This window comes from Acinetobacter sp. YH01007, from assembly GCF_013420425.1.
In the GTDB taxonomy this organism is placed as follows: Bacteria; Pseudomonadota; Gammaproteobacteria; order Pseudomonadales; family Moraxellaceae; genus Acinetobacter; species Acinetobacter towneri.
In genome coordinates, this window is sequence record NZ_VOYC01000024.1 from 24,976 (window position 1) to 44,279 (window position 19,304).

The following is a 19,304-nucleotide window of genomic DNA, read 5'->3' on the forward strand; positions in this document are numbered from 1 at the left end:
CAGCTCAGCCATACTTAATTGACTGGAGTTGCCTCTTCTCGTTTAGCGCGGTCTTTTTCAACACTTTTGTTGATCAAGCTTTGCTGCAAAATCGTAATCAAGTTGTTGACAATCCAGTACAGAACTAGACCTGCAGGGAAGAACAATAAGAATACGGTAAATACCACAGGCATAATGCGGAAGATTTTTGCCTGCATTGGATCTGTTGGCTGTGGGTTCAACATTTGTTGAACATACATGGTCACACCCATCAACAATGGCAAGATAAACCAAGGGTCCATTGCCGATAAGTCTTGAATCCAACCTAACCACGGTGCATGGCGTAACTCTACCGATTCCATCAATACCCAGTACAAGGCAAGGAAAATTGGCATTTGTAGTAACAATGGCAAACAACCTGACAGTGGATTCACTTGTTCACGTTTATAAAGTGCCATCATTTCTTGCGAGAAACGCATACGGTCTTCGCCAAATTCTTCTTTCATGCGCTGCATTTCTGGTGCAATCACACGCATTTTCGCCATAGAACGATAGCTCTTAGACGATAACGGCCAAAGAATCAGTTTGACAAGAACGGTTAATAAGATGATTGACCAACCCCAGTTGCCCACTAAACCATGGAAGAATTGCAAACCAATAAACAATAATTTTGCAATTGGCCATAACCAGCCATAATCCACAGTTTGGTTCAAACCTGTCGCCAAATCTTTCAATTCAGACTGAATTTTTGGACCAGAGTAGAAGGTCGCATCAACTTCTGCCACCGTACCTGCAGGGACATTAATGGTTGGCGAGGTAAAACCAATGATGTTCATTTCATCGCTAGATTTACGTGATTCCAACTTCGCTGCATACGGTTGACCATCGGCCTGCGTCAATTTTAACTGCCCCGGAACCCATGCACTCACGAAATAGTGCTGAACCACGGCCACCCAACCACCTGTTGCATCGACATTCAATTTTTCGTCATTAAAATTGTCAAATTTCAACTTGTTGTAGTGTTCTTCAGGTGTTCCCCATGCGCCGCCAAGGAAAGTACCCAAGGTAAAAATACCTTGATCTGACTTGCCTGGATCATCTGAATTATCACGTTTCAACTGACCAAACATCTGACCTTGCCAGTTTTGGCTGCTGCGGTTAATCACTTTGTGATTCACCAGCACAGGATATTCACCTTCAGTAAAACTAAAGGTTTTAATGATTTCTACACCATCGGCAGTTTTATATACCATTGGGACAGTTAAAGTTTTAACTGTTTCACCCGCTTTATTTTTGCTTTCTTTGGCATCGGCTAAGCTATAAGTCGATTTTTCAATTTCATAGCTTGGGCGGCCATTACGGCTACTGTCTGGACCATTCAGCCCGATTAACCCAGATTGCGCGACATAGGTGCGCTTAGCATCGCTTTCCAGCATGACGAAAGGATCGTCACTGTCTTTATTTTTGTCATGATTGAGTAATTCAACACGAACAATATCACCACCTTTCGGATTGATCCAAAGATGATAAAGGTCAGTTTGTACTGAAATAAGCTGCTGACTTACAGGTGCTGTGGCATCGGTTGTTTGCTGTGCAGGAATATTTGCTTGCGGTACATCAGAAGCTGCTGTAGCCGTTTGGGCATTCGGCAAATCTGCAGACACTTCATGTGAAACAACGGCAGTTTTTTGCTGCGGTGCTGTTTCAGCATTTCCATAATCTTTTTGCCACGCCAAAATGAGCAAATATGCGACGACAAACATGGCCCCGAGAATTGCAAACCTGGCCCATTGTTGCATATCTATTACCCCAAGTGGTTAGAGTGATTTTGGTTCAATAAACGATCACGAAAGGGTACAGTAATGTGATGCGTTTGAGAATCTATTTGCTGAAATGAAATAAAACGAATGACTTTTGGCGGCACCGGATCATAGCCCGAACCACCCCACGGATGACAACGACAAATACGTTTTGTAGCCAGCCACACACCACGTACAGCACCATGCGTATGGACTGCTTCCAAAGAATATTGAGAACATGTTGGAATATAGCGACAGCGTGGTCCCAATAAAGGACTAATCGCGATCTGATAGAAACGTATCAACCAATGCAGTAAAAGTACCATTGGCCATCTCTACTTTTGTGGGGAGGGAGCTATTTTTGAATGCTTTTTGGCGAGACGTTGTAACTTCTGCCAAGCAAATTGTAATTGCTGATGCAATTCCGCATTAGATACCGTATCTACCCCAACTTTGGGCATTACCACAATATCTAAGTCATTTAATTGCTGTTGGTGTAAGCGAAAACTTTCGCGAGCAAGTCGTTTTACTCGATTTCGTTCGTGTGCACGACGCACTTTCTTTTTTGCAACGACAAGACCCAAACGGCTATTCGGCAGTTCGGAATGTTTTGCAAGAAATAAGAAATGGGGTTGATGCACTTTAAAAAGCGCACCATCAAACACACCTTTATAATCGGCAGCACAGCGTAATCTCAACTCTGTGCTGAAGCCATAAAGTGTTGTCATAACACCCAAGAGTCGGTTCAGCGTGACTGTATTAAACAGTTAAGCTGTGACGACCTTTTGCACGACGGCGAGCCAATACTTGACGACCAGCTTTAGTAGCCATACGAGCACGGAAACCATGAACGCGCTTACGCTTTAATTCAGATGGTTGAAATGTACGTTTCATATCGAAACTCCAAAAATGATCTTTCTATAAAGGTCCGCGATTTTAGTGCTCATTGCTTGAGCTGTCAATGAAAAACACGGTTTCTTGCAAAATAAGCCTAAATTTTTCTTTTTAACAAGTTTTCGCTCAATTGACTGGTTGATCATACAAATTAAAGTATACACAAGATAAGCAATTGTTTATGCTTGACTAATAAGTTATTAACAGTATTATTCACATAATTATCCACAAGCTTATTCTGTTTAATTTTAAAATTTTCGGTTTTGAATTTAAATTTAAACTCAGATTGAATTATCCACAGCTGCAACGTTTCTTATAAATAAATTCAAATTTATAAATTTAAATTTATTATTATTAGGGACGCATTTTTCTGTTGAAAACCCACTTTTTCTTTTATAAAACAAAATTTTGAATTGTGGATATCTGTGTTTCTATAATTTTAATACTATGTGGATAACTTTGTGCTATATTTTATCCACACCTTGCGGATAAACTTATCCACACCACGTTTCAAATTTAAATTCAGGTTTAGTGATTCCTTTTTTGAGCAATTTTGCTGATTTTGTCATGACAGATGTGGATAACTTGGTTAGAATGGCGACCCGCTCAGGCGGTCGAGAGAAGTTTTAAATTTAAAAATGGATTAGATAGGGGTTTCACATGCTTTGGACGGACTGCTTAAATCGCTTGCGACAAGAGCTCTCTGGAAATGTCTTTACAATGTGGATTCGCCCATTGGTGGCAGAAGAAGTTGAAGATACATTAAAACTTTATGCGCCTAATCCTTATTGGACGCGTTACATTCAAGAACATCATCTGGAATTGATTACTATTTTGGCAGAGCAGTTGTCTGAGGGACGCGTGCGTAAGGTCGAAATTTTAGTCGATTCGCGTCCAGGTGCAATTTTATCGGCCAGTGAACAACCTGCTACCACTACTGCTGCGCTGGAATCTAGCCCTGCGCCTGTGGCCAAGCCTAAACGTGAAAAAGAAGAAAGTTCTGCAAAAAGCCGTAAACGCCAACTCAATCCGTTATTTACCTTTTCCTTATTTGTGGAAGGTCGTTCTAACCAAATGGCTGCGGAAACCTGTCGCAAGGTATTGACCCAATTGGGGGCTTCACAGCACAACCCATTATTTTTGTATGGCCCAACAGGTTTGGGTAAAACTCACTTGATGCAAGCGGTGGGCAATGCTTTGTTGCAAGCCAAACCGAATGCACGGGTGATGTACATGACTGCAGAAAGTTTTGTGCAGGATTTTGTCAGCTCTTTGCAGCAGGGCAAGGTTGAAGAATTTAAGAAAAACTGCCGCTCTTTAGATTTGTTATTGGTGGATGACATTCACTTATTGGCAGGTAAAGAAGCCAGTTTGGTCGAGTTTTTCTATACCTTTAACGCTTTATTGGATGAATCTAAACAGATTATTTTGACTTCAGACCGTTATCCAAAAGAATTAACCGAATTGGATGCACGTTTGGTGTCACGTTTTTCTTGGGGCTTATCAGTCGGGGTAGAACCGCCAGATATTGAAACCCGAATTGAAATTTTATTAAAGAAAGCTGAAAGCAGCGCCGTAGATTTACCACGTAACTGTGCTTTATTTATTGCCCAGCAAGTGGTGGCTAATGTGCGTGAACTTGAAGGTGCACTCAATAAAGTGGTGGCAATTTCCCGTTTTAAAGGCACCCCAATCGATCTAGATGTGGTACGTGAATCTTTAAAAGATGTCTTGGCAATTCGCGCACGTACCATCAGTACCGAAAATATTCAGCGAGTCGTGAGTGAATATTTCCGTATTCCGCTCAAAGAATTGGTGGGGCCAAAACGTACCCGTATTTATGCGCGTCCACGTCAGTTGGCAATGGGCTTGGCACGTGAGCTGACAGGCGACAGTTTCCCTGAAATTGGTATGGCATTTGGTGGCCGTGATCACAGTACCGTGATGCATGCCTGCGAAAAAGTACAAAGCCTGCGCGAAGAAGATCCGATCTTTAACGAAGACTATAAAAACCTGCAACGATTGTTGCAAAGTTGACCGAATTTGCTCAAATTCTGTTCTTGCCATGCGGCAGCTTTTGCCGCATAGTACACTGCTAAAAAACCTATTTTATACTCCAATCTTCAGTTGTTAGAGGAATGTACCGTGCGTTTAAAAATCGCGAAAGAAAGCTTACTGAATGTTCTGTCACATGTCGTAGGAGCGGTTGAACGTCGCCATACCTTAAATATTTTATCCAATGTCAAAGTTCAGGTGACTGAGCAAGCCTTAACCATTACTGGTTCGGACTTGGAAGTGGAATTGGTTGCCAGTACGAATCTGACTGAAGGGGCATGTTTACAGGCAGGGGAAACTACAGTGCCTGCACGTAAACTGATGGATATTTGTAAATCTTTACCAAGCGCAGCTTTGATTGATTTGCAAATCACTGAAGATCAGCGCTGTATTTTAAAATCGGGCAATAGCCGCTTTGTATTAGGTACTTTGCCTGCGGAAGATTATCCATTATTGGCTACAGAAAATGCTCAAGGTACGCAAGTGACGGTTACTGAGCGTGAGCTGAAGCGTTTGTTTGAAAAAACTGCGTTTGCGATGGCAGTGCAGGATGTACGCTTTTATTTAACGGGTACTTTGTTAGAAATTGATGAAAACCAATTACGTGCTGTGACCACAGATGGTCACCGTTTGGCCTTGTGTGAAACAGCGGCATCTTCGACAGCTACTCAATTAATTCAAGCCATTGTGCCGCGTAAAGCTGTGGCTGAATTGCAGCGTTTGCTGAGCATTGAAGATGAACAACTGGCACTTTTAATTGGGCGTGAATTGCTGAATGTGACCATTCGCACCCCAAGCCGTGACAAAGAACAAGCAGAAATTACCGTGCGTTTTACCACTAAATTAATTGATGGTAAGTTCCCAGATTATCGCCGTGTGATTCCACGTGGTGGTGATAAAAACGTGCTGATCGCGCATGATGTATTTAAACAATCTTTACAGCGTGTGGCGATTTTAAGTAATGAAAAATTGCGTGGCGTATTCCTGAATTTTAGTGCGGACACCTTGCAATTACGTGCCAATAACCCAGAACAAGATGAAGCAATTGAAGATTTAGCGATTCAATATGCCGATTCGCCGTTAGAAATGTCATTTAACGCACAGTATTTATTGGACGTATTAGGGGCATTGGATGGCGATGATGTATCGATGACCATGACCGAAGCCAATCAATCGGTATTGGTACAAGATCCAGCACATCAAGATCAAACCTATGTTGTGATGCCAATGCGTGTTTAAGTGAGCGGTTTATTTCAAGATTAAATCTAGCTGAATCATGCATATTACGCGTTTACATATCGAGCGTGTTCGGAACTTAAAAGCGGTTGCACTTCATGAGTTGCAGCCGTTTAACGTCTTTTATGGGCAAAATGGTTCGGGTAAAACCTCGATTTTAGAAGCGATTCATTTATTGGCGACAGGGCGTTCTTTTCGCACCCATATTCCTAAAAATTACATTCAGAACAGTAGCCAAGATGCGATTGTATTTGCTCAGTCATTGACTGAAAAAATTGGCATGCAAAAAATGGCATCGGGTGAGCAGTTGATTAAGGTCAATGGCGACCCTGTTGCGACCCAAGGGCAATTGGCTAAAATTCTGCCTTTACAACATATTGATCCACTCAGTACCGATATTATTGACCATGGTGCAAAACCACGACGGCAACTGTTGGACTGGTTGATGTTCCACGTGGAACCAGAGTTTTATCACGCTTGGCAATATTATTCACGTGCCTTAAAACAACGTAATAGTTTGCTTAAATCACAGCGACATTTAAGTCTGTCGGACTTGGAACCGTGGAACAAAATGCTCAGTGATTATGGTGAGATTTTGCATCAGCAGCGTTTGGGAACGGTGGAACAATGGCAGCAATTTTTTGCACAAGATTTACAGTATTTATTGCCTGATTTACACATTAGTCTGGAATACAGCGCAGGCTTTCATACCGAAACAGGCTTGTTGAATGATCTGTGCAATTATCATCAAAAAGATGTGGAACGTCGCTATACCGAATATGGGCCACACCGCGCCGATTTACGCTTAAAAACCCCAATGGGTGATGCCGATGTGGTGCTGTCACGTGGGCAGAAAAAGCTATTGATTATGGCATTAAAACTGTCACAGATTGCAATGCTGCATGCGTCTAATAAGGAAACTGTGGTATTATTAGATGATCTGACAGCAGAATTAGATTTAAGCGCACAACAACGTTTAATTGAACGATTAAGCCAATTGGGTAGTCAAGTTTTTATTACCACTTTAGATCATCAATCCGTGCAACAACACTTACAAGCGTTGTCGATTCCTTATCGCTTATTTCAGGTCGATCACGGAACGGTGCAGGCTGTTGAGCAATAATTTTTTTATCTTTGGATAGACCTATTTTTCACTAGGGAGAAACCATGAGTTCAGAAGATCAATCTGTCTCTACTACAGAACAAACCAATGAAAAGGCTTATGATTCCTCTAGTATCAAAGTATTGCGTGGCCTAGATGCTGTTCGTAAACGCCCAGGCATGTATATCGGTGATACAGATGATGGTACAGGTTTGCATCACATGGTGTTCGAGGTAGTCGATAACGCTATTGATGAAGCTTTGGCGGGTCATTGTGATGAAATTTTGGTGACTATCCATGAAGATGAATCTGTCAGCGTATCTGACAATGGTCGTGGTATCCCAACCGATATTCACCCTGAAGAAGGTGTCTCTGCAGCAGAGGTCATTCTGACCATTCTGCACGCAGGTGGTAAGTTTGATGACAACAGTTATAAAGTGTCGGGCGGTTTGCACGGCGTTGGTGTGTCGGTGGTCAATGCTTTATCGAGTAAACTTGAATTAACGATTAAACGCGCGGGTCAAATTCACCAACAGGAATACCGCCATGGTGATCCACAATATCCTTTAAAAGTAGTGGGCGACACTGAGCAATCAGGTACGACTGTGCGTTTTTGGCCAAGTGCTGAAACCTTTAGCCAAACCATTTTTAATGTGGATATTTTGGCACGCCGATTGCGTGAATTGTCTTTCTTAAACGCGGGCGTGCGTATTGTATTGCGTGATGAACGTGTCAATTTAGAACATATTTTTGACTATGAAGGTGGTTTGTCTGAATTTGTGAAATATATTAATGCAGGCAAAACCCATCTGAATGAAATTTTCCATTTCACGACACAGGCTGAAAACGGAATTACCGTAGAAGTTGCTTTGCAGTGGAATGATTCCTATCAGGAAAACGTACGTTGCTTTACCAATAACATTCCACAAAAAGACGGTGGAACGCACTTGGCAGGCTTCCGTGCTGCGCTAACCCGTGGGTTAAACAACTACATGGAAAGCGAAAATATCCTGAAAAAAGAAAAAGTCGTGGTGTCGGGTGATGATGCACGTGAAGGTTTAACCGCGATTGTGTCGGTCAAAGTGCCAGATCCAAAATTCTCATCACAGACCAAAGAAAAATTGGTATCGAGTGAAGTGAAACCTGCTGTTGAGCAGGCCATGAATAAATCTTTCTCTGAATATTTATTGGAAAATCCACAAGCGGCAAAATCCATTGCGGGTAAAATTATTGATGCAGCGCGTGCCCGTGATGCGGCGCGTAAAGCCCGTGAAATGACGCGCCGCAAGAGTGCTTTGGATATTGCAGGTTTGCCTGGTAAATTGGCTGACTGTCAGGAAAAAGACCCTGCATTATCTGAATTATATCTAGTCGAGGGTGACTCTGCAGGTGGTTCGGCTAAACAAGGTCGTAACCGTAAAATGCAGGCAATTTTGCCACTGAAAGGTAAAATCCTGAACGTGGAACGTGCCCGTTTTGACAAGATGATTTCATCGGCAGAAGTAGGTACTTTAATTACCGCTTTGGGCTGTGGTATTGGTCGTGAAGAATATAACCCAGACAAACTGCGTTATCACAAAATCATCATCATGACCGATGCCGACGTAGATGGTTCACACATTCGTACCTTGCTATTGACCTTCTTCTTCCGTCAAATGCCAGAATTGGTTGAGCGTGGTCATATTTATATCGCACAGCCACCATTGTATAAGCTGAAAAAAGGCAAGCAGGAACAATACATCAAAGATAACGATGCTTTAGAAACCTATTTAATTTCTAATGCGATTGATGAATTGGAGCTGCATGTGAGTGCTGATGCACCTGCAATTCGTGGTGAGGCTTTAGCCAAAGTCATTGCGGATTATCAAACTTCACAAAAGAGTTTGAGCCGTTTAACGCTGCGTTATCCTGCAAGTCTGTTGGATGGTTTATTAGAATTAGATGCCTTTAAAATTGATCAAGCAGCAGATCAGGCGTATGTACAACAATGGGGCGAGCAATTACGTCAAAGCATTGAACGATTACAGCCAGGTTTGCGTCCTGAATTAAGCATCGAACAGTTTGAAAAAGAAGATGCGGATGGTCAAAAATCTGCAACGTATTGGCCACGAATCACGGTATATGTGCACAACTTGCCCCATACTTATTTACTAGATACAGGTTTGCTGGGTTCAGCTGAATATGCACGTTTGCTGAAAAATTCAAAAAGCTGGTTTACGCTGCTTGAAGAAGGTGCGTATTTGGAAAAAGGCGAACGTAAAATTACGGTCAACAATTTCCATCAAGTGTGGCAACACATTTTGCAGGACTCGCGTCGCGGCATGATGATTCAGCGCTATAAAGGTTTGGGTGAGATGAATGCGGAACAACTTTGGGAAACCACGATGGACCCAGAAAACCGCAATATGTTGCAAGTCACCATTGATGATGCCATTGAAGCAGACCGCATGTTCTCTTGCTTAATGGGCGATGATGTAGAACCACGTCGTGCCTTTATTGAAGAAAATGCCTTAAATGCAGATATTGACGCTTAATTCGTCCAAATCATCCGCATAACCATAAGCACTCTACGGAGTGCTTTTTTATGTTTGGCTTTTGTTGTTGTCGTGATTCATCCAAATAACTTTTATAAAACTGACTTATTGTTCTGTCATGCTGAGCTACATTAAGCCAAAAATATAGGAGAATCATTAAGATGGATAATCAATTAGAACAAGCACGTGATGCATGGGTGAATGCTTTTTTTACTGGCAATGTGGAGCTGTTAGCACACTATGAAGATGAAGATTTTAAAGTCGTTTATACGGCAGAATCACGTGTGGAAAATCGTGAAACACGTTATGCCAACATTCAGCATGCAGTGAATAATGGTGTCTGGAAACCGATCAAACCGAATGTTGAATTAGAAGAATATGAGTTTGATCGTGAGCAGGTTAACTGTCGGATTCAAATTGGTTTGGCGGATGATCAAGGGTATATTCAAGAAATCTGGCGCTATATTCAGGGCTGGAAAATACAAGAATTATGTATTAGCAAAGCAAAAATTACTGCCGAGTAGCAGCGATTTTCTGTGAATCACTGAGATTCAATGACTCAAAATAACCATGAAAGAATGGATTGATTTGGCTTTAATTAGAGTTTTGAATTTAAAATAACAGTTAGTTTGAGTTGTGGATAACTAAGTTTTTGCTTTTAAATTTAAATTGTAGATTTTGAATTTAAAAATCACACTGAGTTTTAAATTCAAAACTTCTTGCTTGGTAGCTATCGTTGTCTTACTTTTATTCAGGGTGGGGGGTGTCATACAACTATGCTGTGGTGCAAGATTGATAAGTAAAAATAAACAAACGCAGAGAGTGACTTAAATTTCTTTGCGTGGTTATTGTGAAGATAAACTAAAGATTAAAACTATTACGAATGTGTCTTATAAGTATGGAACATACACAATGCATATTCTACGAAATATGATGAGATTTAACCCTATTTAGCATAGCGTTAAAATCTCATCGGTATGGCTATTCAAAGCTACTTTCGAGTTCTTCCAATTCCATCATCAATTCAAGCATTTGTTCTTCTGCCTGTGCCAATTTTGTTTTCAGATCATTTTGCTCATTCATGAGTTTGAGCAAATCATCTTTACGGTTGGCATCGTAAAGGGCAGGATCTGCCAGTTCGGTTTCAATTTCAGTCAGACGCGGTTGAATTTTTTCAATTTGCGCTTCGTATTTTTCAATATTTTTACGAATAGGGCGAGTTTGTTCACGGCGTTGTGCTGCCAGTTTGCGTTGAGCTTCTTTATCTACTTTGACTAGGTTAGTCTTGTTCTCAACCACTGGACTTGGATTGGATGGAGCTGTGTTGGATGTACCTTGCTTAAGCATGTCTGCACGAGCTTGGCGTAACCATTGGGCATAATCTTGTAAATCGCCTTCAAATTCTGTGCATTGTCCTGCATGAACCAAGAGTAAGTCATCGCAGACACTGGCAATTAATTGACGTTCGTGTGACACCAATACCACTGCACCTTCATAATCCTGTAATGCCATGGTTAAGGCATGTCGCATATCTAAGTCTAAATGGTTGGTCGGTTCGTCCAGAATCAGTACGTTAGGACGTTGCCAGACAATTAAAGCCAAAGCCAAACGTGCACGTTCACCTCCTGAAAAACTTTCACAAGGCGTGTCCATACGTTCGCCACTAAAACCAAAACTGCCTAAAAAGGCGCGTAAAGTGGCTTCGCTGATTTTTTTATCGGCAATGCGTGCCAGTTGTAGCATCGGGCTGGCGCTATCATCCAAAGCATCCATTTGATGCTGTGCAAAATAGCCAATATTGAGTAATTCTGAGGCTTTGCGAGTACCTGCCAATAACGCCAATTCACCCACTAAGGATTTAATTAAGGTCGATTTACCTGCGCCGTTCATCCCCAATAAACCAATACGACTGGTCGGGGTAATTTGTAGGTTAATTTTGCTGGCAATCACTTTGTCTGCATAACCAATGCTGACTTGTTCCAAGGTCAGTAAGGGTGAGCTCATTTTGGTCGGTTCACGGAAACTAAAGGTAAATGGTGTATCTACATGCGCAGGGGCAAGCAATTGCATGCGTTCCAATTGCTTGATACGGCTTTGTGCCTGCCGTGCTTTGGTGGCTTTGGCTTTAAAACGATCAATATATTTTTGTAAATGTGCACGGGTTTCTAATTGTTTTTCATACGCTTGTTGATGTTGTGCCAAGCGTTCACTGCGTGTGGTTTCAAAGGTTGAATAATTGCCTGTATATAAAGTCAGTTCACTATTTTCAATATGTAAAATATGATCGGTAATGGCATCTAAAAAATCACGGTCATGGGAAATCAGCACCAAAGTTCCCGCATAGGCTTTAAGCCAGTCTTCTAACCATAAAATTGCATCTAAGTCTAAGTGGTTGGTTGGTTCGTCCAGTAATAATAATTCGGAGCGACTCATTAAGGTACGCGCCAAATTTAAACGCATGCGCCATCCACCAGAAAAACTACTGACCGCCAAGCTGTTTTGATGTTCCATAAAACCTAAACCTGCCATCAGTTGTGCGGCTTTGGCGGGTGCGGTATAACCATGAATTTCATCAAAACGACCATGCAAATGTGCAAGTTGGTCATTATTTAATTGTTCAGGATGTTGCAGTTGTTGTTGAATGTTCCAGTATTCTTCATCACCCGACAGCACAAAATCAATCGCAGGCAAATCCAATGCTTTAACTTCCTGTGCCATGTGCGCCACAGTCCAGCCTTGCGGACGGCTCAACGTACCTTCGTCTGGGGTTAAACTACCTAAAAGCGCAGCAAATAAACTGGATTTTCCTGCACCATTGACACCTGTAAGACCGACTTTCCAGCCTGGATGGATTTGCATAGACGCTTTTTGAAATAAAACACGTCCACCGCGGCGTAAAGAAACTTGGTCAAGTTGAATCATGGTGTTTACTGGTCACAACAAAAGTTGGGCATATTCTAATGGAAGCCCACCAGAAAACAAAAATAAGCCCAGTTTTATTTGTGATTTGCGAAAAATCTCTCTTGTGATGTTTAAAAATTATGATCTAACAACAGGCTTTTTTTATGACTTTGTAAACAAACACAAAATACGTGCATGTTGGAAATGATCTTTATTTTGATCTAAATCTATAAAATATAAGTGAATTATGAAATAAAAATGATCGCTTAAATAAGGCAGTATAAGGTTTTGGCAGAATTGACAGATGAAATTCGAGTAAATGCTCTATTTTTTTAATTTGAACTTGCTTAATATTTGTTTCGTGTACGGACACTCAAAAATAAAAAAATCTGTAGAAGGATCGAAACAATGAAAAAAATATGGGTCAGCGCAACATTGACAGCATTCGCAGCGATCGGTTTCAGTGCTCAGGCGCAAGCAGCAAAAGTAGATGTATGTGTCTTTGACTTACTGGGTAAGTCAGGTGAATCTTTTCAGATGGCACAAGAGTGGGCGCTAGCAGCAAAAGGCTGGGGTGCAGAAGTCAATTTAATTCCACGTCAGGATGAAGCTGTCGCAGACAATGATTTTAAAGCAGGCAAATGTGATGGGGTATTTATGACCGCCATGCGTGCTCGCCAATACAATAAATTTGCAGGCTCGATTGATGCTTTAGGTGGTGCGCCAAGTAATGCGATTGCACAACGTGCCATCAGCTTTGCTTTAGATCAACGTAATGCAGCGAAAATGGTTACCAATTTAGGTGGCAAGAAATATGAAGTTGCGGGTATTTCACCTTTAGGTTCGGCCTTTATTTTTGTGCGCGACAAGAACATCAGCTCGATTGAAAAAGCAGCAGGGAAAAAGTTTGCGGTATTGGGCTATGACGATGCACAAAAAATTATGGTGCAGCGTGTAGGCGCGCAAGCCGTCATTTCTGATGTATCTAACTTTGTGGCGAAGTTTAACAATGGTCAGGTCGATATGGTCGGTGCGCCTGCCTATGCGTACAAACCTTTAGAAATCTACAAAGGTTTAGGCAATAACGGGGCAATGTTTAATTTCCCTGTATTACAAGTGACCGCAGACTTTGTGATTCGTCCTGAACAATTCCCTGCGGGCTTTGGGCAAAAATCACGAGATTGGTTTGTAAAAAATCTGCCTAAAGCGATGAGTATGATTAATCGTTTGGAAGGTGAGATTCCAGCCAAATATAAAATGAACTTGAGCGCAGAAGATAAAACCAAATATCAAAAAATGCTGCGTGATGGACGTATGGATATGACCAAACGCGGCATTTATGACCCTGCCATGATGAGTGTGTTAAAACGCGCTCGTTGTTCTGTCGAAAAAACCAATTTTGAATGTTCACTAGGTGGTGAATAGATTGATTTTTAATAAAAAAGCCTAGATCTCTAGGTTTTTTATAATGAAAGATTCGTCAATTGAGCCATATCAGCCAAAAAATCAAAATTCGCTAATCTGAGCTTGATAAAAGAACAGTGATACTAAATTGAAGGTTTGGATCAACTGTGCGCAGAAAAACAAAAAATGGAAGGAACTAGAAATGAAACAATGGACGCAAGCTTTATTATTTGGCGCAGGCTTATCTTTAGTCGCTAGTGCAGCGCAGGCCAAACAAGTGGTCTGTGTATTCGATTTGGTCGGTAAAAACGGTGATGTCTATAACTTAATGCAAGACTATCAATTGGCGGCCAAAAACTGGGGTGCAGAGATTGAGTTACGCGTAGGTCAAAACGAAGGCGTGATTGCAGAAGATTTTAAAGCAGGAAAATGTGATGGTATTAGTGTGACGGGCATGCGTGGTCGTCAATTTAACCATTTTACAGGCTCATTGGATGCAATTGGCGCGATTCCAGATTTAAAACTGGCAGTCAAAGTCATGCAAGGTTTGGCAAGTCCTGCTTTCGCCAAATATATGCGCAATGGTCAGTATGAAGTTGCAGGTGTCATTCCTGTGGGCGATGCCTTTTTGATGGTGAATGACCGCAGTATTAATAGTGTCGCCAAAGCCGCGGGGAAAAAAATTGCTGTTTTAGATTATGACCAAGCGCAAAAAATTATGGTACAGCAAATTGGTGCGCAAGCAGTCAGTGCCGATGTCACCAATTTTGGCAGTAAATTTAACAATGGTCAGGTCGATATTATTGGTGCGCCTGCTGCAGTATTCCGTCCTTTGGAACTACATAAAGGCTTAGGCACTAAAGGCGCGATTGTGAATTATCCAATTTTACAGGTCACGGGCAATATTATTATCCGCCCAGATAAATTCCCTGCAGGTTTTGGGCAAAAATCACGTGAATGGGTGAAAGGGCAGTTACCACGTGCCTTTGGTATTTTAGGCAAAATGAAAGCCGATATTCCTGCAAAATATTGGATGCAAGTGCCTGCAGCAGATCAACCGGGTTATCAAAAAATGATGCGTGAATCGCGGATTGATTTAACTAAACGTGGTGTTTATGACAAACGCATGATGAAATTATTGTGGCAATTCCGCTGTAAAGAAGCGCCAACCAATTTTGAATGTGGATTGCAGGACGAAAATTACAAATAATTGGAGAATCTTGAGGTAATTACTCAGAATTCACTTTAATTCTGCATCACCGTCCCAATATTGAGTATGCTATACTTGATAAGTGGTCTTTTTGCAGAAAAGACATCTGAATTGTACCTGAGGAAAATCCATCATGAATGCCCAAGCACTTGAGCTCACCGACAACGCTGCTAAAAAAGTTCGCCAATTGCGTGACAGTGAAGGTAATCAAGACTTAATGCTACGTGTATATGTGACAGGTGGCGGTTGTTCAGGATTTTCTTATGGCTTTAACTTTGCGGAAAGCCAAAATGAAGATGATGCAGAATTTGTGAATGGCGATGTAAAAATGCTGGTCGATTCACTCAGCTATCAATATTTAGTTGGCTCGGTAGTGGACTATATTGAAGGCTTGGAAGGTTCGCGTTTTGTGGTACAAAACCCGAATGCAACCACGACTTGTGGTTGTGGTTCTTCATTCTCAATCTAAGTATGATTTAAATATTTTTGAGTATCAGCATCTGAAAAAGTAGATTGATGCACTCAAAATGATCAAAGCCTTTCCTATATAGAAGAGGAAAGGCTTTTTTGTTGCTACTGATCTGGTTTAAAAGTGCATCCTTAAACCAAAGTCATGGTACCTAAAATGCGATCACCTTTAGCCCCTGTGACCGCAGGTAAATTGCCACTTAATTGCTGACAAAAACGCATTGCCAACCAAGCAAAGGCGGTGGCTTCGACCCATGTTGGGTTTAGCCCTAAATCGGCTGTACTTTGTACAGTCCATTGATGTTTGCGCAAACGCCAGCGCAATTGCTCTAGCAAATAAGAATTATAGGCACCACCGCCACAGACATAGACTTCACCTGTATCCATGCCTGAACGATAAATGGCTTTTTTAATCGCGCGGGTGGTGAGCTTTAATAAAGTCGCTTGAATATTTTCAGGATTATCTTCCAGCTCGTCATATTCCACATCATTGCGCCAATCGGCAACCTGTTCATCTAGCCATTCCAAGTTAAAGTCTTCGCGCCCTGTACTTTTGGGTGGTTCTTTAGAGAAAAAAGCATGGGCTTGTAAACGATCTAACAAGCTGCGAATCGGATGTCCATACGCAGCCCAATTGCCATTTTCATCATAAGGTTGTCCTGTGTAACGCTCACACCAAGCATCCATTAAAATATTGGCAGGCCCTGTATCAAAACCCGATACTGCTTCGGGCTGTCCTGCAGGCAACAAACTGACATTGGCAATGCCGCCTAAATTTAAAATTACCCGATGAATACTCGGATGTTGGAATAAGTTTTGATGGAAAGCGGGCACTAACGGTGCGCCTTGTCCGCCTGCAGCCATGTCACGACGACGAAAATCTGAAATTACAGGAATTTGGGTGATTTCGGTGATGATGTTCGGATCACCAATTTGTAAAGTAAAAGCATGTTCAGGACGATGACGAATGGTCTGGCCATGCGAACCAATCGCTTTAATTTGAGATTTATCCAGTTTATTTTTTTCAATCAGGCTGTTAATACCATGTCCAATCATGGTGGCTAAAGCCACATCTGCTTTGCCCATGCGGTCAATTTCATTGTCACCTGGCAAAGTCAGTGCCATGAGTTCGTCACGTAAATCGGGATCAAACGGCAAAGTCAGGGTCGCGTGGAGTTGCAGTGGATCAAAAGAAGCAGCAACAAGATCGACACCATCCATACTTGTGCCCGTCATTACCCCAATATAGATCGCTGTCATGGTTATTCTATAGCCTGCAATATGCTGAAAAAGTGTTAGTATATCGCACAAATTGAATAACTGATGTATTTGGATTTCGTGATGTCAAATTTCCTGCCGGCTGAAGAACAACTTGCTCTCATTCAACGAGGCACGCATGAAATTATTTCTGAAGAAGACCTTCTAAAGAAATTAAAAGAGAATCGTCCTTTAAAAATTAAGGCGGGGTTTGACCCGACTGCACCTGATTTACACTTGGGGCATACGGTATTAATCAATAAATTAAAAGTATTCCAAGACTTAGGTCACGAAGTATTTTTCTTGATTGGCGATTACACTGCCATGATTGGTGACCCAACAGGTAAAAGTGCTACACGTCCGCCGTTGTCACGTGAAAAAGTCTTGGAAAATGCCAAAACGTATCAGGAACAAGTTTTTAAAATTCTTGATCCAAATAAAACCAAAGTGGTGTTTAACTCTGAATGGTTTGCAACAAAAACTGCAGCAGACTTAATTCAGTTGGCATCGCAGCAAACCGTAGCGCGTATGTTGGAACGTGATGACTTCACCAAGCGTTATAACAACCAGCAACCGATTGCGATTCACGAATTTTTGTATCCGTTGGTACAAGGTTATGACTCGGTGGCATTACAAGCCGATGTAGAATTGGGCGGTACAGACCAGACCTTTAACTTGTTGATGGGACGTACCTTGCAAGGTCGTTATGATCAGGAAGCACAAGTTTGTATTACTGTGCCAATTCTTGAAGGTTTAGATGGCGTGAATAAAATGTCTAAATCTTTAGGCAACTATATTGGCGTATTTGATGCACCGGGTGCGATGTATCAAAAAGTCTTGTCGATGCCTGATGGTCTGATTGAGCGCTATTTTGAATTACTCAGCTTCAAGTCGATGGATGAAATTGAAGTGTTGCTCAAAGAAATGGCAGAAGGTCGTAATCCTCAAGAAATCAAAAAGATTTTGGCACTCGAATTGGTTGAGCGTTTCCACGGCAGCGAAGCTGCAGCCAATGCCCATAAAGGTGCAGGTAATATCATTACCGAAGGTGAATTACCTGAAGGTACGCCAGAAGTGACGATTTCACGTGCTGAATTTGGTGGTGAATTATTTATTGCTTCTATTGTACGTGCTGCAGGTTTAACCAAAAATGCCGCACAAGCCAAAGATGCTGTTGCACGTGGCGCAGTAAAAGTAGATTGGAATGTGGTCGACGCAGGTTTCTCGGTCAAAGAAAACGCAACATATATTATTCAGGCGGGTAAAAAAGCCATTGCCAAAGTCACATTTACGGACTAGATCCATTCTAAGTGATTGAAATAAAAGCAGGCTTCGGTCTGCTTTTATTTTCTGTTTGGTATATTAATTATATGAATAAGTAAATTCAAAAAAAACCTTATAAAAACAACACTTAAATTTTTCCAAGCAGCTTGCATTTTTGCTCAGTTATGTATAAGATTTACCCATCTAGACACAGTGTACAAAACAGATCTAGAGGGTACTTATAACTATAGCTCCACAATTTACAAGTCCCTTCCCCAGGGGACTCTTTTTTTTCGTATAACTATAATAACGATATATGGATCGCATATAGATTCAACTCCGAGGGAGAGATTTTGGGAGAGATCTCTTTCTTTTTTTTGCCTCTAGTTTTGTTGTATTTTATATCTAAAGGTAAAATGTAAGATTACTTCTCTTTGTTTTATAAAAATATTCTTAAAACTTTAAGACCTAATTCAAATTTCAAAGCTACTTATATATGGTAAAACATCTTGTAAGTAGTGCATGTGGATGGCGCGATCTAAACTTGCCGAATAGAAGAGTAGGTTTGTCAACTTGAAGTCGGTAATGCAAATGCTAAGCATCAACTATGAATTAACGGACAAAACCACCAAGCTGACATGAAATCAATGCTAGATGTACGCCGTATGTAGGAATATTATTTTGGATAATGCAAAAGCATTTTTAACTGAGATGTAAAATTTTTTAGATGTCGTAAGATGAAACGAATCATATACATTGGCAATCGTTGATTGCAGTCTTCAAAACTTGACCGATTTGAACCCATAAAAGTATGGATAAAAAAAGTCTTCTCTGCATTGTAGAGGAGAGTTTTTATTTAAATTTGATGAAAAAATAGCTAAAAAATTAAAAAACCAAGCATTTTTGTAGAAAAAAAATACATACGTGAAAAATATTCTAATTTGGGGCTTGCAAAGATTTTGAAATCCCCTAGAATGCACCCATCCCGACGCGAAACAGCCTACGAACTTAGCTTACAGGGTTGAGTTGTTAGAAGTGTTTTGCGTTAAAATTTCTGCTGACGAGGCAGAAATTGAGATCATTAAGAGATTATGAAGAACAACTTGTGTGGATTTTTACTGATTGATTGATCGAACATATTTCATTGATTGATTGGTTTAAATTACTCGAAGTTTATTTGAGCGAAATTTAAGTCAGAAAAT

15 protein-coding genes are annotated in these 19,304 nt (G+C 41.1%); 9 read left to right on the forward strand and 6 right to left on the reverse strand.

Going from position 1 to position 19,304, the window contains the following annotated elements; all coding sequences use genetic code 11:
- Window positions 1-14: 14 nt before the first annotated feature.
- Genes yidC through rpmH form a run of 4 tightly spaced genes read right to left on the reverse strand, consistent with a single transcriptional unit; the run spans window position 15 to window position 2,672 of the window.
- Window positions 15-1,778 carry a membrane protein insertase YidC gene (gene yidC, locus FTT74_RS12180; protein ID WP_004969769.1) on the reverse strand — a complete coding sequence of 588 codons (1,764 nt, stop codon included), beginning with the start codon at window positions 1,776-1,778 and terminating at the stop codon, window positions 15-17.
- Window positions 1,779-1,783: 5 nt separating this feature from the next.
- The gene (gene yidD / locus FTT74_RS12185) at window positions 1,784-2,104 is read right to left on the reverse strand and encodes a membrane protein insertion efficiency factor YidD (RefSeq protein ID WP_004969767.1); all 321 of its coding nucleotides are present in this window, start codon (window positions 2,102-2,104) and stop codon (window positions 1,784-1,786) included.
- Window positions 2,105-2,113: 9 nt separating this feature from the next.
- Window positions 2,114-2,506 (reverse strand): ribonuclease P protein component, encoded by a 393-nt coding sequence (rnpA, locus tag FTT74_RS12190; RefSeq protein ID WP_004969764.1) that lies wholly within the window; start codon window positions 2,504-2,506, stop codon window positions 2,114-2,116.
- Between the two features lie 31 nt (window positions 2,507-2,537).
- Window positions 2,538-2,672 carry a 50S ribosomal protein L34 gene (gene rpmH / locus FTT74_RS12195; RefSeq protein WP_000831329.1) on the reverse strand — a complete coding sequence of 45 codons (135 nt, stop codon included), beginning with the start codon at window positions 2,670-2,672 and terminating at the stop codon, window positions 2,538-2,540.
- Window positions 2,673-3,332: 660 nt separating this feature from the next.
- Between rpmH and dnaA the strand changes: the two genes are divergently transcribed.
- The 5 genes from dnaA to FTT74_RS12220 all read left to right on the forward strand — a co-directional run bounded on the left by dnaA (window position 3,333) and on the right by FTT74_RS12220 (window position 10,123).
- The gene (gene dnaA, locus FTT74_RS12200) at window positions 3,333-4,709 is read left to right on the forward strand and encodes a chromosomal replication initiator protein DnaA (protein ID WP_004969761.1); all 1,377 of its coding nucleotides are present in this window, start codon (window positions 3,333-3,335) and stop codon (window positions 4,707-4,709) included.
- Window positions 4,710-4,817: 108 nt separating this feature from the next.
- Window positions 4,818-5,966 carry a DNA polymerase III subunit beta gene (gene dnaN, locus FTT74_RS12205; RefSeq protein WP_004969759.1) on the forward strand — a complete coding sequence of 383 codons (1,149 nt, stop codon included), beginning with the start codon at window positions 4,818-4,820 and terminating at the stop codon, window positions 5,964-5,966.
- 37 nt (window positions 5,967-6,003) lie between these two features.
- Entirely contained in the window at window positions 6,004-7,086 is a 1,083-nt protein-coding gene (recF, locus tag FTT74_RS12210; RefSeq protein WP_154320150.1) for a DNA replication/repair protein RecF, read from the forward strand.
- 44 nt (window positions 7,087-7,130) lie between these two features.
- The gene (gene gyrB, locus FTT74_RS12215; protein WP_154320151.1) at window positions 7,131-9,599 is read left to right on the forward strand and encodes a DNA topoisomerase (ATP-hydrolyzing) subunit B; all 2,469 of its coding nucleotides are present in this window, start codon (window positions 7,131-7,133) and stop codon (window positions 9,597-9,599) included.
- A 161-nt stretch (window positions 9,600-9,760) separates the two neighbouring features.
- Window positions 9,761-10,123 carry a hypothetical protein gene (locus FTT74_RS12220; protein ID WP_004969754.1) on the forward strand — a complete coding sequence of 121 codons (363 nt, stop codon included), beginning with the start codon at window positions 9,761-9,763 and terminating at the stop codon, window positions 10,121-10,123.
- Window positions 10,124-10,580: 457 nt separating this feature from the next.
- Here FTT74_RS12220 and FTT74_RS12225 read toward each other — a convergent pair whose 3' ends face one another.
- The gene (locus FTT74_RS12225) at window positions 10,581-12,521 is read right to left on the reverse strand and encodes an ATP-binding cassette domain-containing protein (protein ID WP_104852778.1); all 1,941 of its coding nucleotides are present in this window, start codon (window positions 12,519-12,521) and stop codon (window positions 10,581-10,583) included.
- 387 nt (window positions 12,522-12,908) lie between these two features.
- On the opposite strand from FTT74_RS12225, the gene FTT74_RS12230 reads away from it, so the two are divergent.
- The 3 genes from FTT74_RS12230 to erpA all read left to right on the forward strand — a co-directional run bounded on the left by FTT74_RS12230 (window position 12,909) and on the right by erpA (window position 15,583).
- On the forward strand, window positions 12,909-13,925 hold the full coding sequence (locus FTT74_RS12230; RefSeq protein WP_004969750.1) for a putative solute-binding protein: 1,017 nt from the start codon (window positions 12,909-12,911) through the stop codon (window positions 13,923-13,925).
- Between the two features lie 181 nt (window positions 13,926-14,106).
- Window positions 14,107-15,114 carry a putative solute-binding protein gene (locus tag FTT74_RS12235; protein WP_104852777.1) on the forward strand — a complete coding sequence of 336 codons (1,008 nt, stop codon included), beginning with the start codon at window positions 14,107-14,109 and terminating at the stop codon, window positions 15,112-15,114.
- A 133-nt stretch (window positions 15,115-15,247) separates the two neighbouring features.
- A complete protein-coding gene (gene erpA / locus FTT74_RS12240; RefSeq protein WP_004969742.1) occupies window positions 15,248-15,583 on the forward strand; it encodes an iron-sulfur cluster insertion protein ErpA in 336 nt (111 codons plus the stop codon).
- Between the two features lie 131 nt (window positions 15,584-15,714).
- On the opposite strand, the gene FTT74_RS12245 is transcribed toward erpA, so the two are convergent.
- A complete protein-coding gene (locus FTT74_RS12245; RefSeq protein WP_004969740.1) occupies window positions 15,715-16,842 on the reverse strand; it encodes an anhydro-N-acetylmuramic acid kinase in 1,128 nt (375 codons plus the stop codon).
- Between the two features lie 63 nt (window positions 16,843-16,905).
- Between FTT74_RS12245 and tyrS the strand changes: the two genes are divergently transcribed.
- A complete protein-coding gene (gene tyrS / locus FTT74_RS12250) occupies window positions 16,906-18,138 on the forward strand; it encodes a tyrosine--tRNA ligase (protein WP_167845626.1) in 1,233 nt (410 codons plus the stop codon).
- Window positions 18,139-19,304 lie beyond the last annotated feature (1,166 nt).